General features: G+C 37.9%; 11 protein-coding genes. 10 read left to right on the forward strand and 1 reads right to left on the reverse strand.

The window, feature by feature from the left end:
- The first annotated feature begins 119 nt into the window (after positions 1-119).
- From LK416_02300 to LK416_02310, 3 genes are all read left to right on the forward strand, one after another.
- On the forward strand, positions 120-851 hold the full coding sequence (locus LK416_02300; protein ID UEA75035.1) for an HAD family hydrolase: 732 nt from the start codon (positions 120-122) through the stop codon (positions 849-851).
- Between the two features lie 176 nt (positions 852-1,027).
- Complete coding sequence (gene pflB / locus LK416_02305) at positions 1,028-3,304, forward strand: formate C-acetyltransferase (GenBank protein ID UEA75036.1); 2,277 nt, start codon at positions 1,028-1,030, stop codon at positions 3,302-3,304.
- 465 nt (positions 3,305-3,769) lie between these two features.
- Positions 3,770-4,615, forward strand: coding sequence for a radical SAM protein (locus LK416_02310; protein UEA75037.1), 846 nt, complete (start codon positions 3,770-3,772; stop codon positions 4,613-4,615).
- 215 nt (positions 4,616-4,830) lie between these two features.
- Here the strand turns inward: LK416_02310 and LK416_02315 are convergent, their stop codons facing one another.
- Complete coding sequence (locus LK416_02315) at positions 4,831-5,505, reverse strand: Crp/Fnr family transcriptional regulator (GenBank protein UEA75038.1); 675 nt, start codon at positions 5,503-5,505, stop codon at positions 4,831-4,833.
- 210 nt (positions 5,506-5,715) lie between these two features.
- On the opposite strand from LK416_02315, the gene LK416_02320 reads away from it, so the two are divergent.
- From LK416_02320 to LK416_02350, 7 genes are all read left to right on the forward strand, one after another.
- Complete coding sequence (locus LK416_02320; GenBank protein UEA75039.1) at positions 5,716-6,510, forward strand: 4Fe-4S binding protein; 795 nt, start codon at positions 5,716-5,718, stop codon at positions 6,508-6,510.
- Positions 6,511-6,711: 201 nt separating this feature from the next.
- Complete coding sequence (locus tag LK416_02325; protein UEA75040.1) at positions 6,712-7,308, forward strand: TetR/AcrR family transcriptional regulator; 597 nt, start codon at positions 6,712-6,714, stop codon at positions 7,306-7,308.
- An 81-nt stretch (positions 7,309-7,389) separates the two neighbouring features.
- Positions 7,390-8,223, forward strand: coding sequence for a class I SAM-dependent methyltransferase (locus LK416_02330; GenBank protein UEA75041.1), 834 nt, complete (start codon positions 7,390-7,392; stop codon positions 8,221-8,223).
- Between the two features lie 118 nt (positions 8,224-8,341).
- Positions 8,342-11,356: a diguanylate cyclase gene (locus LK416_02335; protein ID UEA75042.1), complete on the forward strand. Its 3,015-nt coding sequence runs from the start codon at positions 8,342-8,344 to the stop codon at positions 11,354-11,356.
- A gap of 73 nt (positions 11,357-11,429) precedes the next feature.
- The gene (locus tag LK416_02340) at positions 11,430-11,804 is read left to right on the forward strand and encodes a DUF4186 domain-containing protein (GenBank protein UEA75043.1); all 375 of its coding nucleotides are present in this window, start codon (positions 11,430-11,432) and stop codon (positions 11,802-11,804) included.
- 119 nt (positions 11,805-11,923) lie between these two features.
- On the forward strand, positions 11,924-12,970 hold the full coding sequence (locus LK416_02345) for a Fic family protein (GenBank protein ID UEA75044.1): 1,047 nt from the start codon (positions 11,924-11,926) through the stop codon (positions 12,968-12,970).
- A gap of 140 nt (positions 12,971-13,110) precedes the next feature.
- Positions 13,111-16,818 carry a hypothetical protein gene (locus LK416_02350; GenBank protein ID UEA75045.1) on the forward strand — a complete coding sequence of 1,236 codons (3,708 nt, stop codon included), beginning with the start codon at positions 13,111-13,113 and terminating at the stop codon, positions 16,816-16,818.
- Positions 16,819-17,311 lie beyond the last annotated feature (493 nt).

Raw genomic sequence — 17,311 nt, forward strand, 5'->3', positions numbered from 1 at the left:
GTAGCAAAAGAATTAAGCAGCAAAAAAATTAAGCAGATTATCAGTATAAGATATATATTTAAACCTGAAATAATAATAGTAAGCAGATGTAGAATGCACGGAAACAGAGGTATGAAGTTATGAAATATAAAAATTATGTATTTGATCTGTATGGAACTTTAGTCGATATTCATACAGATGAAGAAGCTCCGGCGGTATGGGAGCGATTGGCATATTTTTATAATTATTATGGAGCGGATTATACCGGAGAAGAGCTAAGAATTGCATACGATGCAATCATAAACGAGATGGAAGGTGTACTGCAGGGAGACAAACATGAGATGTATCCGGAGATACAGATTGAGAATGTATTTCGTAAATTGTTCCTCCGGAAAAATACAAAGCCGGATCATATGTTGGCAATCTACGCCGGTCAGTTTTTCCGTGTGCTGACAACGGAATACATAAGGCTGTATGATGGAGTCGGAGAATTACTTGATGAATTAAAACAGCGGGGGGCATGCTTATATTTGTTATCCAATGCACAACGGATCTTTACAGAATATGAGATGCGAGCGCTTCATATTTACGATTGTTTTGACTCCGTATATATATCTTCGGACTATTCCTGCAAGAAACCGGATGAGAAGTTTTACCGTATTATGATCAGGGATCAGGGACTGAATCCGAAAGAGACACTCATGATAGGAAATGATCCGAAATGTGATATCGAGGGTGCGGCTGCTGTGGGTTTTGACACCTGTTATATACATTCCAATATTTCACCGAAGGGGGTGGATTTTGAGACGATTAAAAGTACATTTCTGCTTCCGGAGACGAATTTGAAAAAATTAAAGCAGATTATATTGTAAACATTCAAAACAGTCAAAACATTTCTGTGTATTTTATGTAAAAACAGTCGAATGTACGAAAAGAAATACAATAAAAATGATAAGGATTGTTGAATTATAAAAAAAGATTCTGTATAATACCCTTAGAGTGTATTATATATTCACATAATATAAAATTGAAAGGAGAAAAAATTATTATGTTACAGAACCAGGAATGGGATTCATTCACAGGTAGACTCTGGAAAGAAGAATGCAATGTCAGAGACTTCATCCAGAACAACTACACAATGTACAACGGAGATGAGAGCTTCCTTGCCGGACCAACAGATGCTACTAACAAGCTCTGGGACAAGCTTCAGGCTCTTCAGAAAGCAGAAAGAGATAACGGCGGTGTATTAAAGGAGGATGCTGATGTTGTATCAAGCATCACAGCATACGGCCCTGGATATATTGATCCTGAGACAAAGGACCTTGAGCAGGTTGTTGGTCTTCAGACAGATGAACCACTTAAGAGAGCATTCATGCCTTATGGTGGTATTAAGATGGCTGAGGAAGCTCTGGAAATGTATGGTTACAAGCCAAACGAGAACTTCCACAAGATCTTCACAGATTATCACAAGACACATAACCAGGCAGTATTTGATGCCTATACACCAGAGATGAAAGCTGCACGTCATACACATATCGTAACAGGTCTTCCTGATACTTATGGACGTGGACGTATCGTAGGTGACTACAGAAGAGTTGCTCTTTACGGTATCGATCAGCTGATCGCTTGGAAAGAGGAAGATAAGGCTAACTGTGGCGATGGTAACATGTTTGATGATGTTATCCGTCAGAGAGAAGAACTTGCAGAACAGATCAGACGTCTGCAGGAGATGAAGGTTATGGCTCAGTCATATGGTTATGATATTTCTAAGCCAGCTTCAAACGCTAAGGAAGCTATCCAGTGGTTATACTTCGGATATCTTTCAGCTATCAAGACACAGAATGGTGCTGCTATGTCAGTTGGACGTGTATCAACATTCCTTGATATTTATATTGAGAGAGATATTAAGGCCGGAAAGCTTACAGAGGCTGAGGCTCAGGAGCTTATCGATCATTTCACAATGAAACTTCGTATGGTTAAGTTCGCAAGAATTAAGTCATACAACGAACTGTTCTCAGGTGACCCTGTATGGGCTACACTTGAAGTTGGTGGTATCGGTGTTGACGGACGTTCAATGGTTACAAAGAACGACTACAGATTCCTTCATACTCTTGAGAACATGGGACCAGCTCCAGAACCAAACCTTACAGTTCTTTATTCTTCAGCTCTTCAGGATGCATTCAAGAAGTATGCTGCTAAGATCTCAGTAAGAACAAGCTCAATCCAGTACGAGAATGATGATGTTATGAAGCCTATCTGGGGTGATGACTATTCAATCTGCTGCTGTGTATCAGCTACACAGACAGGTAAAGAGATGCAGTTCTTCGGAGCTCGTGCAAACCTTGCTAAGTGTCTCCTTTACGCTATCAACGGTGGTAAAGATGAGAAGTTCTTAGATAAGAAGACAGGCAAGCCAATGCAGGTTGGTCCTGAGTACGCTCCGATTACTTCAGAGTATCTTGACTATGATGAAGTTCTTGCTAAGTACAAGAAGATGCTTGACTGGTTAGCAGGACTTTATGTAAATATCCTGAACCTGATTCAGTACATGCATGATAAGTATTACTATGAGTCAGCAGAGATGGCACTTATCGATACAGATGTACGTCGTACATTTGCAACAGGTATTGCCGGATTCTCACACGTAATCGACTCACTGTCAGCTATCAAGTATGCTAAGGTTAAGGTTATTCGTAACGCAGAAACAGGTCTTGCAGAAGACTTTGAGATCGAGGGAGAATTCCCTAAATATGGTAATGATGATGACAGAGCTGATAACATCGGTGTATGGCTTCTTCATGAGTTCCTTACAGACATCAAGAAGAGACACACATATCGTAATTCAGAGCCTACAACATCTATCCTGACAATTACATCAAACGTAGTATATGGTAAGTACACAGGTAACCTTCCAGATGGAAGACGTGCTTGGACACCATTCGCACCAGGTGCTAACCCAAGTTACGGTGCAGAGACATCAGGACTTCTTGCTTCACTGAACTCAGTAGCTAAGATTCCTTATGAGTGGTCATTAGATGGTATCTCAAATACTCAGACAATGAACCCATCAGCACTCGGACATGATGAGGAAGAAAGAGCTGAAAAGCTTGTAAGCGCTATGGACGGATACTTCGATCAGGGTGCTCACCACTTAAATGTAAACGTATTCGGTAAGGATAAGCTCCTTGATGCAATGGAGAATCCGGATAAGCCAGAGTACGCTAACTTCACAATCCGTGTATCAGGATATGCTGTTAAGTTTATCTCACTTACACGTGAGCAGCAGCTCGACGTTATCAACAGAACATTCCATGACTCACTGTAAATCTTACACAGTCTGAATGTTTTAACAGATAAGTAAAAGATTGGAGTCCCGGGGAGTCTATCTCCGGGACTTTTTTACAGCATAAGGTAGACGGATTTTTATCCGTATATCATGTGCTTTGCACATTCTATGCATTTCGCAAAATCAGCATTCTTGCAAGCAAATAATTTTGCGTTCATTATATCATGTGCTTCGCACATTCTATGCATTTCGCAAAATCAGCATCCTTGCGAGCAAATAATTTTGCGTTCATTATATCATGTGCTTCGCACATTCTATGCATTCCGCAAAATCAGCATTCTTGCGAGCAAATAATTTTGCGTTCATTATATCATGTATGAAAATTGTGTATCAGAGAGAAAATAGAAAGAGGCTATGAAGCTGTGAGTGGTGGAAACAGATGCATAGTCGTGGTTGTTTAATGTGTATTTGTGTAAAATAATAGAAAGAACTTAGAGGTGGAACATGCCGGAAAAGAAACAGATTTTAGGATATATTCATTCAACAGAAAGCTTTGGAGCAGTCGATGGTCCGGGAATTCGATTTGTTGTATTTTTACAGGGATGCAAGATGAGATGCAAATATTGTCATAACCCAGAGACATGGAATCTTGTAACAGATTACAGCAGACTGTATGCTGACGATGTCAGCGATGATGAAAGAGAAGCACTTGAGAAAAAAATTGAAGAGAATACAAAACTGCTCAAAGATAAAGGTGTTAAGATCGAGGCCAGAACTCCGGAAGATCTGTTAAAGCAGGCACTTCGTTATAAGCCATACTGGAAAGGTCAGGGTGGTATCACTGTAAGCGGTGGTGAAGCATTACTTCAGATGGATTTCCTGATCGAATTTTTCAAGCTGGCAAAGGCGCAGGGTATTCATACTACGATCGATACGGCCGGAAATCCATTTACCAGAGAAGAACCATTCTTCTCAAAGTTCAATGAACTGATGAGCCTTACAGATCTTTTTCTACTTGATATCAAACAGATCCATGATGATAAGCATCGTGAATTAACAGGATTCTCAAATCAGAATATTCTGGAGCTTGCACAGTATCTGTCCGATCAGGGCAAGCATATGTGGATCAGACATGTACTTGTTCCGGGAATTACGACAGATGAGGATGATCTGAAGAAGACAAAAGAATTTATAGATACTCTTAAAACAGTGGATAAGGTAGAGGTACTTCCATATCATAAGCTGGGTATTCAGGAGTGGGAGAGACTTGGAATTCCTTATAAATTAGAGGGAATCGATCCTCCAACAGAGGAGCAGCAGAAGCTGGCAAAGAGCATTCTTGAAAAATAGGGAATGAACAAAAACATCACACGGATGGTATATATATTTTATGAAGCAGACCTGTCCGAATGTCGGTCCTTAGCGATCCGCTATTAAGCGGGAGCTTAGTACCGTTACATGAGGATAGAACGAAAGTGTTCTGCGCAATAAAGATATATATACCGTCCGTGTGATGTTTTATGTCACGAACTTATATAATAAGAATGCTCTTTGCAAGCATGTTTTTAGAGTAGGCGGAAGGTCGACTTTTGAGTGTCGATGATTCCGCCTTTTTTTAGTTTGCTGATTTCAGCGGACATGGCGGAGCGTTCTACACCGAGATAGTCTGCGAGTGCCTGACGATTGAAAGGAATAGTGAAGGTATCCGAATGATTCTGTTTTGCCTGGTCGGAGAGGTATGCCATTAATTTATCACGGGTTGTTTTCTCTGACATATAGCGTATTTTTTGATTTAACGCGAGGTTTTTCCGGGCAATTTCGTGCAGCAGATTTCGAATCAGGGTGTTGTGAAAATCACAGGAATTCGAACAGGAGGTCAGAAGGTGGTGGCAGTCCAGAAGCAGAATATCACTGTCAGTCATGGCAAAGACGCTGATCGGTACAGTAGAAAGACCTGCGCAGGAGAAGGCTTCTGCAAACAGATCACCGGGTTGTAGATTGGTCATGACGCTTCGGTGCCCATAATAATCTTCACGGATCACCTGCGCTGTTCCGGTAAGAATGATTCCGATAAAGCGTGCCGGATCGCCCTCTACGAATATGGGATTCCCTTTTTTTATATGAATATGGTTTCCGTCCAGACATGTAAGCATAGCCGGCAGATCCTGTTCATCGATGCCGGTAAACAGGCGGCAGGCTGACAGGGTATCAATATAGGATGTAAGATCGTGTTTGTTCATAAAATTTCCATTTCCTTAAATGTTGTTTTGTTGGAAATCCAACATACATTTTGAAATAAGTATATTAGAATAAGCACATAAAATCAAGAACCTGATTGACAGTTAAGTGATGAAAGTAAGCTGCGATGTATAATGTCGATCAAAGAAGCGACAGATATAACAGCAAATATCATAGAATGATCAGGTATCAGGTATTCAGGAGGAAAAACGATGATTCGCAGGATTATAGAAATTAATGAAGAAAAGTGTAACGGCTGTGGGGCATGTGCATCGGCATGCCATGAGGGCGCGATCGGGATGGTGAATGGAAAGGCAAAGCTGCTTCGTGATGATTATTGTGACGGACTGGGAGACTGTCTTCCTACCTGTCCGACCGGAGCCATTACATTTGTTGAACGTGAAGCAGCGGACTATGATGAGGCAGCGGTATTGGCGGCAAAAGCTGAGAAGACAGTAAATGGAGCAGGCAGTCCGTCAGGAGAACCACTACCATGTGGTTGTCCGGGTACGGCTATGAAGACATTTAACAGAGACCGGTATGACAAAAAGACAAGAACTTTTGAAGCAGGGAGTAAGACTGTGCAAAATGGTGAAGTATCATCTGAGCTTGTACAGCAGTTAGCATCGATGATGGGACAGCAGGAGTCAGAGCTGCGCCAGTGGCCGGTACAGATCAAGCTTGTTCCGGTGACAGCCCCTTGGTTTGATGGAGCAAAGCTGCTTGTTGCGGCGGATTGTACAGCGTATGCATATGCGAATTTCCATCGGGATTTTATTAAGGAACATATCACTTTGGTTGGCTGTCCGAAGCTTGACATGATAGATTATTCTGCAAAGCTGACAGAGATCATCCGGAATAATAATATCCGGAGCGTTACGGTTGTGAGAATGGAGGTCCCGTGTTGTGGTGGTATTGAGATGGCTGTAAAAAATGCTCTTCAGAACAGCGGCAAATTCCTTCCGTGGAATGTGGTTACAATTTCAACAGATGGAAAGATTATGTAAGTAAAATAAATGTATATTGTATTACTGTTGTTCCTGTAAGATCACGTGGGATAGAAGACACAGATTTTGCAGGAATATATGTCAGGTGATAGAAAAATAAAAGAGAAGAAGGCTTCGGGTGTCAGAAATTATAAGGTAAAGAGCGTGACCGGAAAATAATACTTGACATTTTGGTTAGAAACGTCTAACATAACATGTGTTATGATGAATGATCAGGAAAACACAATAGAGAAAATCAAACAGACAGCATTAGACGAATTCTTCATACATGGCTATAATAAAGCAAGTCTTCGAATGATCTGCAGCCGGGCAGGAGTTACAACCGGTGCAATGTATTTTTATTTTAAGAATAAAGAAGCGTTGTTCCGGGAGATTTTTGAACCACTGGTTGTGCAGTATGAAGAATTGCTTGTCAGATATATGGAGTTAGAGCTTGCAGAGCCGGAGATTGGTACGCAGTTAGATGTTCAGATGATGCGATTTATTCTGGAACACCGAAAAGAAGCGGTGGTCATTCTGGAGAAGACGCAAGGAAGCTGTTATGAAATGTATCGTTCCAAGGTAGAAGAACTGATGGAGCAGTCGATATATACATTTTATAAGAGCCGGATGGAATGTGAGCCGGATGAGAAGCTTGTAAAGATACTGGCCAAGATCCGTTTGGATGGATGTCTGGAGATTATTAAAGGAAATTATAGTATGGAAGATAGTTTGTATCTGGTTGAGAAGATTGGGATCTACTCGATGGGTGGAACAGATAAATTAATACAGAATCTAAGAGAGCCTCACAGCATGTGATATGTAGCTGTGGGGTTCTTTTTTTACAACATAACAAAAAATAACATTTGTTATGTAAATGCAGAAAAGGAGAATAAAACAATGAGTGAAGGAAAAGCAATGCAGACAGAAAATCAGAATAAGACAAAGGTCAGTGTACAGGGTGTACCGGAGACAATGCTGCAGACTTTATTTGCAAGAGCAGCAGAATCCAGAAAAGAAAATCACAATATCTATGATGAGAAAGCAATCGAGATCGTATCCCGGTTAGATTATGATTTCTCAAAGGCGGAATCCGATAAACTGATGAGCAGCGGTGTAATTGCAAGAACGATCGTACTGGATCGTCTGGTAAATGATTATCTGACCAAGCATCCGGATGCCATTGTTGTAAATATTGCCTGTGGACTGGATACCCGGTGTTACCGGATGAAGGGAAAGTATCAACGTTGGTACAATATTGATCTTCCGGAGACCATGGATATTCGAAGTCGTTTCCTTGAGGAGAATGGCCCTGTTTACCAGATCGCTAAGTCTGCAACAGATCCATCGTATACGTTGGATATCGAGTATCATGGAGAACCGGTTTTGGTGGTCATAGAAGGGCTTACGATGTATTTAACGGAGCAGGATGTGCGTAAGATGTTTGAGATTATTGATCAGACATTTACACAGGCAAAGGTTCTGGTTGAGGTAATGGCACCATTTGTTGTGAAGCATATGAAAGAGAAGTCCATAGAGGGAAGCCAGGCGAAATTCATCTGGGGTGTGAAAAGCGGAAAAGCATTTCAGAGTGTGGCACCTTCTTTCCGGAGCGAAAAAGATATCAGTCTGGTAGAAGGAATGAAGGAATTCGTTCCTGTATATAAGGTGCTTGGAAAGATTCCGGCTGTAAGGAATTTTTCAAACAAGATTCTGATACTGAATAAACGATAAGAGTTGAATTTAACAGATTTGGTAAATTGCCGGCGTTTGTGATACGCATAGGTGTTGCCATGCTGCCTCAAAAATAGTAAAATAAACTCGGATTTTGTCTGAATATTGGAGGTTTACTATGAATGAGACAGTTGTGATCAATGCATATATAGTCATATCAATTATTATTGCTGCTACAGATATATTATTAGCGGTAAAATCTTTTAAAAAGAATAAAACAACAGGTAGATTTCTGGGGTTTGCCTGTATGGGTGCGGCTATTGTAGATATTAGTTATCTGATCAGTATCATGAGTGATTCCTATATGTGCATGGCGGCTATGTCGAGTATATATTTTATAAGTATAGATTTTATGCTTGTCTCTCTTTTAATTTTCACGGTTTATTTCACAAAAGGAAAGTTTTCCGGATATGGGAAATGGATGGTAGCATTCTGCTTTTTATATTGTATATATGAATTGATCGTGTTTGCAGTTAATCCATTTATGGAAATTGCAATTGAATATAAACCACGGGATACGCTGATTGCAAAGTATAGCTATCAGATGAAGCCCTTGTATGAGCTCCATCTGATATTTTCGTATGTAATGGTGTTATTGGTGGTAGGTTTATTGATTCGGAAGATTTGCAAGATTCCGCATGAATATCGTTGGCAGTATTTAAGTGTTATCATAGGAATTCTTATTATTGTAGGGTCAAATGCGATCTTTTTATTTTTACCGGGCGAATCTGTAGTGAATTTACTGGACTATTCGATCGGAGGATACAGTGTAGTATCATTTATTATTTATTGGAGCTGCTTTGATTATTCCACACATGGGATGTTGAATAAATTGAAGACAAGTATATTTGAAAATATAGGGCAGGGCATCGTTTTGTTTGATGATGACGAGCACCTGATTCTGCATAATGAAAGAGCTGATTTTTTCCTGGGAGAAGAACTGTTGACCGGATGTAAAGATCTTCAGAGTTTTCTGGATGTATATGGATTGTCGTTTGATCCGGAATCAGATGACGACAGCTTTTCCCTGCAATGCTATGTTAAGTTGGAAACGGAAGAAAAAACATTGCGGTGTGATGTAAAGAAGCTTGAAAATAAAAACGGCCATAAGATTGGTCAGATGTTTGTATTTACAGATATCGCACTTGAGACGGATATGCTTACAGGATTTCAGAAATGGGAAAATTTCAAACAGCTTGCATTGGAAAAAAATGATCATTTTACGTTCCCGGTAGGAATTGCTGTATGCGATATTAATAGTTTGTCTGTTATCAACAGCACACTTGGGAAAAAAGCAGGGGATCAGAAGATCCGGTTGTTGTCGGAAAATATGAGAACCTGTTTTCCTGAAAGGGCATATTATGTCAGAGGAACCGAGGCACATCTTATAGCATTGTGTAGCCGAAGCAGTGAAGATGAGATGGCAGTATGTGCCGGAAAACTTAAGGAGAAGTTCGACGGAAGTATTCAGTACGCAGTCAGTGTAGTAGAAGATGAGACACACAGTATAGTTGAAAGCATTCGAAATACAACTAAAGCTATGCGTACAAAGAAATTAGTAGACAGCAAATCCATTCATTCGGATATGCTGGCATCTCTGATACGGGCACTTGAGGAATGTGACAGTGATACGGAGCATCACGTTCGCCGTACACAGATTATGGGTGCAGAGCTTGGTAAACGTATAGAGTTATCCGATATACAGCAAAGCCGCTTGTCCCTTCTCTGTCTGCTTCATGATATCGGAAAGATCGGTGTTCCAATGGAGATATTGAACAAACCGGGAAAACTTACCGATGAAGAATGGAAGATCATGCGTTCACATGTTGAAAAGGGCTATGATATTGCAAACAGTAATGTAGAATTGAAGCAGATCGCAGAGGAAATCAGACATCATCATGAAAGATGGGATGGAAAGGGCTATCCTGACGGACTGAGCAGGGAGAGTATACCTGTACTGTCACGTGTAATTGCTGTTGTTGATGCATTTGATGCGATGGTAAGTGACCGTCCATATAGAAATGGAATGCCTGTATCCGATGCACTTGAAGAATTAAAAAAATGCGCCGGAACACAATTTGATCCGTTTATTGTTTCCGAGTTTATTCAAATGATATCAGAGAATTATTCTGATACCGTAAAGGGAGTTCATAAGTTCAGGCAGGAGAAGGAAAAACCTCAACACAAACAAGTGGCAAAACCGGAGGATAACAGTACACTTCAGGAAGCATTCTGTGTACATACAGTGCAATGCAGTAGATATTTGCTGGATGGTTCATGGAATATTTTGTCTGTGGATGATAATTTCGAGAAGCTGACAGGTTATTCCGGTGAGGATGTAGAAAAAAATTCCATGAATCAGATGGATCTGATCCCTGAAGCTGATCGGACAGAATATTTGTGCCGGACAAATGCCAATCTGGCTAAGAGTACATATGTATTGCAGGAACACAGACTCCATCGAAAGGATGGAAAGGATATTTATGTCTTTTGTTATGGACGTGTCTTTTACGATTCGGCAGTTAAACAGGATCGTGCAGAGATTATTATTTCAGATGTATCGAGTACTTATTCCATGAAAATCCTGACAGATGCAGAGCAGAATAAGGCGGAAGTCAGATTGCGGAATTGGGAGAATACATATCGTACAGATTCCCTGACGGGCCTTTTGAATCATGCGGCTTTTCGGAATGATATGGAGATGAAGCTGTTATCAGGTGATTTTAATGCAATGATGATCATGATAGATGTTGATAAATTTAAGCAATATAATGATACCTATGGTCATCATAATGGTGATAAATATCTGATCTTAGTCGCCCAGACATTGCTTGCGTCTTTACGAAATGAAGATTTTGCCAGTCGTATGGGTGGGGACGAATTTGCGGTAATGATGTTCTTCAATAAGAGTGTGCCGGAGAAGGCGATCAAAGAACATGCCCAGCAGATATTTGACAAAGTAAATCTGACAGTAAAATCTGCAGAGGGAGGGACCGGCATCTCTATGGGCGCAGTCATCGCTAAGTCAGAAGTAACCTTTAACCGGTTATATGAGGAAGCAGATAATGCATTATACGAGGCGAAGGAAAGTGGAAGAGGCAGACTGGTCGTGAAGGAGCATGGGGAAAAATAATATAGTATTTATGTTTATAGATGGCATTCTAACAGGAAGTGTTAGGATGCCATAAGAAGTTTGGAGAATTTTGATGACAAAAGAGGAATGGTATAAGCAGCTATTTGAGAGACTTGGTAATTCCAAGTTCCGAAGCAGCTTTCATTTAAAGCAGAAGGATATTGATTACATAAATGAAAAAGGACTGGATACTATAAGACAGCATGCGCAGGACTTTATTGCAAAGCGGGAAGCTCCGGCGGTTATTCCAAACGATGGAAAACAGACGCCGATGAAAGGGCATCCGGTATTTATCGCACAGCATGCAACTGCAACCTGCTGCAGGGAGTGCATCCGAAAATGGCATAAGATACAGCTGGGCAGGGAATTGAGCCAGATACAGCAGGAGTATCTTGTGGATGTGATCATGACCTGGATTCAGAGAGAGATGGAGAGAAATAAGGATTAGATAGGTAAAAATAATATTTCCTTAATTGGGATAGAATATTATAAGATTATTCGCTTAATTTGTTGACTATTCCCTTAATTAACACTATTATTTAAGGAAAAGGAAGGAGAAGTAAGGGAATGCGAAACTTCAATTATTCTGCAATTAAATATCAGAAATGGGATTCAGAGATTTTAGGGTTAATTGCTGCTATTTATAAAGAAGCTGGAAAACAGGAGATGTATTTGAGGCAGCGTCCAGAAGAACTTGATAAACTTGTAGAGATTGCAAAAATACAAAGCACCGAGGCATCTAATGCTATTGAAGGCATTGTTACGACGAGTACCAGAATGCGTCAGCTTGTTGAAGAAAAGACAACACCTAAGAACCGGGATGAGCAGGAAATTGCGGGGTATCGTGATGTTCTGAATGTTATTCATGATAGCTTTGATGCGATTCCTATTACAAAAAATTATATTTTGCAACTGCACAAGATGTTATATAGTCATATGAACAATCCGCTTGCAGGGCAAACAAAGAATGTACAGAATTATATTAGTGCTACTTATCCAGATGGACATGTCGAAGTGCTGTTTACACCACTTGCTCCATTTGAAACACAGGAGGCACTCGACAGAATCTGTGAGGAATACAATCGTGTCATAGGAAATATGGAATTGGAGCCACTTATTGCTATCCCTGTTTTTATACATGACTTTCTATGTATTCATCCTTTCAATGATGGAAATGGAAGAATGAGCCGTCTGCTCACTACATTACTGCTATATCGGAGTGGATTCTATGTTGGAAAGTATGTCTCATTGGAAGCAAAGATTGCCAAGAATAAAGACCTGTACTATGAGGCTCTTGCTGCGGCTCAGCCGGGCTGGCATGATGGAACAGAAGATGTAGTGCCATTTATTAAATATTTACTTGGTACCATTCTTGCTGCCTATAAAGACTTTGAAGACAGAATGGCGTTGGTTGAAATAAAACTACCTGCACTTGAAATGGTACGGAGAGCAAGTCATAATAAAATTGGACGTTTCAATAAGCAGGATATACGGGAGCTATGCCCTACACTCAGTGACAGCTCTATTGAAGGTGCATTGCGAAAATTGGTTGCATCAGGAGAATTGAGGAAAGAAGGAAAAGGAAAAAATACCTGCTATTTTGGGGTGAGGTAGGTGTATTGCTTGGGTAAAATTGCTGGAAAAATGCTTAGATCAGAAAATTTTCCAATACGAATGGATAGTATAGTAATTGAAACAATGAAATGATACGTTATTGTTAGTTTTAACATAGAAATACTAAGGGGGAGATTTAGTTGAAAAATATAAATTCTATTCAAAATGCAATCATACAGTTGGAGGGGGGAGCCTTTCAAAAATTGTTTGATGCATATCTTTACAAAAAATATAAATTTAATAATATTCAAACTTTGGGAGTTGAAACAGGAACTAATAAAACTACAAAGGGGACACCTGACTCATATGTAGTAACTAATGATGGAAAATATATTTTAATAAACTATGGAACTGTAAGTTCAAATCCTGTAGAGAAAATACGTGCTGATATTTTATCATGTTTTGATAAATCGAAACTATCAATACCTAAGGAGAAAATAAAAAAAATAATTTGTGGTCACCGTTCTACAAATATTCATATAGAGCAATTCGATAACATTATGGAAATTATTGATGGCATCGAAATTGAACTTATTGGAATAGATACGCTTTCACATGATTTGGCATTATTTTATCCACATATTGCAAAAGATGAGCTTGGGATTTCAATTGATACAAATCAATTTTTTGAGATAGAGGATTTTGTTAAAATATATGATGTATATGGTATAAATGCGCCAATTAATTGTGATTTTCTTCATAGAGAGCTGGAACTTAATGAGACATGTACTAGTATACTTAATAACAAAGTGACCGTATTGACAGGACCATCGGGAATTGGAAAAACAAGATTGGCCATAGAAGCATGTAGACGACAAGATTCTGAAAAGATAAAAGTTTTCTGCGTCAAAAGTAATGGAAATCTTTTATATAATGATATAAGGTATTACATTTCTGATCCTGGAAGATATCTAATTTTCTTCGATGATGCTAATATGGTTGCAAGTATAGATAATGTGCTTAATACTATTTTGACATTATCAACAGATTTTGATGTTAAGATACTTATTTCCGTAAGAGATTATGCCAAAGATAGAGTGATAGAGGCTGTATCAATGTTTGTATTACCTTGTATCATTGAAATTGGAGAATTTAAGGATGATGAAATAAAAGATATTTTAAAGTCGGACTTAGGGATAGTGAATCCAGATTATCTTAAAAAGATTGCAGATATTGCAAATGGAAATATTAGACTTGCTTTTCTTGCAGGTATGCGATCAATAGATGACGGATATCAAGCAATATGTAATGCTGAGGATATTTTTAAAAATTACTATGGAAGAATTATCAATGAAGCGAAGCTGACAAAAGAAGATGTGCTTATGTTGTTTTTTATTGCTATAGCTGGACCGGTGAAAAATAATGAAAATCAACTGTATAGTGATATAAAAAATTTATATGGAGAGAAAATTATTGAGGATGATATAATTGAAAAATTGTATTCTTTGGAATTAATAGATTGGTTTAAAAACGAGATAACAAAAATTGCAGATCAAAGTTTTAGCAATTATATACTTTATTATGTTTTATTTGAGAAAAGATGGATAAGTGTAGAAAGCTTGATATCAATGGGATTTCCTACATTTCGGAATAAAATAATATATACATTGAATACTCTGTTAACAATATTCAATTCAGAAGAGTGTAAAAAATATATTAAAGAATCAATAATTGCTGCGTGGAATAATGCACCAATGGAACAGGATATGGAGTATCTTGAATCGTTTTATCGAGTTAATCCAGATAAGGCCTTATCTATTATTAAGAATTGTATAGATCAAGAATCGAACGTTGATTTTGACTTACATAGTTTTGATATTAACTCTAAAAAAAAATATCACAAAATTACAAAAAAAATAATAGAAATTTTGGGAGGTTATAAATATACAAAGAACTTTGAAGATGCAGTTGATCTTTTGATGCTGTACTATAAAAAAAGGCCAGATTTGATAATGGATTTTAATTTTGTGTTAAGTGATCGGTTATTATATGATAAATATTCATATAGAGATAGGTATAATCATGAAATGCGTTTGTTAGATAAGTTATGGGCTTATACAGGGGAGGGTGAAAACTATAATAACAGCATACTGTATTTACAGATTGCTGAATGTGCATTAAAAACAGAAGTGTCTTTTACAGAAGAGATTAGAAATAGCAGATCAGTCAATTTTGTAAGGATGACACTTCGTTATACTAAGGAATTAGCTCATATACGTACTCGTATATGGCAGAATCTAGCTATTTTACGTAAGAAAAAAGAGTATTATAATGCAATCAATAACTTCCTTTTAGAAATTCATCTTAATAGATTAGACGAAGAGGACTCTAAGAATTATTTACAGCTAGATTTTAATATAATATATGACTATATAATTGACAAGAATTCGCCTGATTTTTTTGATGCGATGGTTATTGCAAAATACAAAGAGGCAGCAGAGCAAATCGGCATAAAGCCGGATCATCGTTATATGGTTGCTGAGAGAAATACAGAGTTCAGAATTTATAGAATGCTGACCTATGAGCCTTTGACTGGTCAAACAATAGAAGAAGATGAGCGCTTACATAAAGAGTTTATTTCGAAAGAAATAGACACATATGATTTGAATGATTTTCAAAAATTATTTTGCTCTTGTAAATTTCTGGAAAAGATAGTCTATGATAGGGAACAATGGTCACTAGATTCGGGGTTAGATTATATTTTTGAAATTCTAGAAGATAAATCCGATTTATATTTGAAGGTGCTTAAAGAATATTTTGATGCAAATGCACCATTTAGGTTGAATGGATATCGCCAGGTAAAATATTTGCTTGATCATATAGGCTATGAAGCAACATATTGCTTTGTAAATGATAGTGCATTTGACAAGAGAGATATATGGATGTCATTTATTTGGGAGTGTGTGCCGGAAAAAGAAATAAATGAGAAGATTGCTAATGATTATAAAGCTTTTATAGTTAATAATTTGGCAAATGACAAGCCAATCATTACTACAGTACAGGTTATGGCTCGTTACAGTGAACAAGATAGTGAATTTAAAGCAACAGTAATAAAAGCGATATTAACTAATTCTAAACTATCGGCAAGTTTTTTAGACCATGTACGTAATAATGATACAGAGGTAGATAGGATTATTAATTTCTTTAGAAATGATATTGATGCATTGGTAAGAATTTATATGAATGCGCTAGAAAATAGTCATTATGTTGATTACAGTGGAAAACTTTTTGCAAAGATATTCGAGAAACAACCTATAGTTTGGAAGAAATATATTGATTGGGTTAAATCAAAAGATAATATGCACAGAGATGGAAATGTACGTAAAATTTTTGAATTAATATGGAGAAAAGATAAGTGGCGTGAATGTGTGGAATATGCATTTAAGATTCTTATAGATGACGACATGATCTTTTACATAAAAGAACCGGCTGTTTTATTATTTGCTAAGACATCAGATGAAATTATAATGAAACGAAAGAAATATTGGCTGTTTGAAAAGATACGGGAAAACAATTTTGAAATTGATAAATGTAAAAGATTTATAGATATGGTTGTAAATGTCTTGCCGGATTGGAAATTGGAATATATTCTTGAATTCCTAAAAGAAAACAAGAAGCTGGAAGATTTCAAGAAAATACACTTATTTCCCTCATCTTGCTCATGGTCAGGAAGCGAGATCCCATTAATTATGCAAAAAATAGACTTCCTCAAATTACTGAAGGATAATCTTAAGGGTATTGACTATATTGACCACAGAAAATATATAGAAGAATATTGTATAAATCTTGAAAAGGAAAAAGAGAAAGTAGAATTAAGAGAATATCTTATGAATGCCGATTATGCATAAAGACTTTTGAGAGCATGGAGAAAGTATGGGACTGATAAAACCTATTACAATTGGCAAGATAAAGTATGCATCAGGTTATTATAAGTTTCTATTGAAATTAGTAATAAAGTATCTAGATGGATAGTATTTGAGGACAAAGCATGTACAGCAATTGCATGATATAATGAAAAATGCACATCTCAGTCAGTAGTCTGCCCCCTTAACTAACTACGATTTGACTACTACATACTGCCCCCCAATTGCTGCATTTTGAAGTGTTTTACGAAAAGTGTAGTCATTAATAGGAAAAATACAATGCCACCAAAAACGGTAAACCAACGCAAAAATCGGCATTACAGGGTATTTGCGTGAAATAACCACTATGCTGGCATAAGTGGCTATTTGATGGAGATCGTGACAATGTGCGATAGCGAGATGAGAACAGGAGAATTTTATGATTAAAGTATTATTCATCTGCCACGGCACTCCAGTTTTATGATAATGCATATCTTCG

This window comes from Lachnospiraceae bacterium GAM79, from assembly GCA_020735665.1.
Lineage (GTDB): Bacteria > Bacillota > Clostridia > Lachnospirales > Lachnospiraceae > Coprococcus.

Excerpts from the sequence above, each read along its gene's own strand:
- LK416_02300 (UEA75035.1), top strand. The coding sequence starts at position 120 with ATGAAATATAAAAATTATGTATTTGATCTGTATGGAACTTTAGTCGAT.
- pflB (UEA75036.1), top strand. The coding sequence starts at position 1,028 with ATGTTACAGAACCAGGAATGGGATTCATTCACAGGTAGACTCTGGAAA.
- LK416_02330 (UEA75041.1), top strand. The coding sequence starts at position 7,390 with ATGAGTGAAGGAAAAGCAATGCAGACAGAAAATCAGAATAAGACAAAG.
- LK416_02335 (UEA75042.1), top strand. The coding sequence starts at position 8,342 with ATGAATGAGACAGTTGTGATCAATGCATATATAGTCATATCAATTATT.
- LK416_02310 (UEA75037.1), top strand. The coding sequence starts at position 3,770 with ATGCCGGAAAAGAAACAGATTTTAGGATATATTCATTCAACAGAAAGC.
- LK416_02340 (UEA75043.1), top strand. The coding sequence starts at position 11,430 with ATGACAAAAGAGGAATGGTATAAGCAGCTATTTGAGAGACTTGGTAAT.
- LK416_02325 (UEA75040.1), top strand. The coding sequence starts at position 6,712 with ATGATGAATGATCAGGAAAACACAATAGAGAAAATCAAACAGACAGCA.
- LK416_02345 (UEA75044.1), top strand. The coding sequence starts at position 11,924 with ATGCGAAACTTCAATTATTCTGCAATTAAATATCAGAAATGGGATTCA.
- LK416_02320 (UEA75039.1), top strand. The coding sequence starts at position 5,716 with ATGATTCGCAGGATTATAGAAATTAATGAAGAAAAGTGTAACGGCTGT.
- LK416_02315 (UEA75038.1), bottom strand. The coding sequence starts at position 5,505 with ATGAACAAACACGATCTTACATCCTATATTGATACCCTGTCAGCCTGC.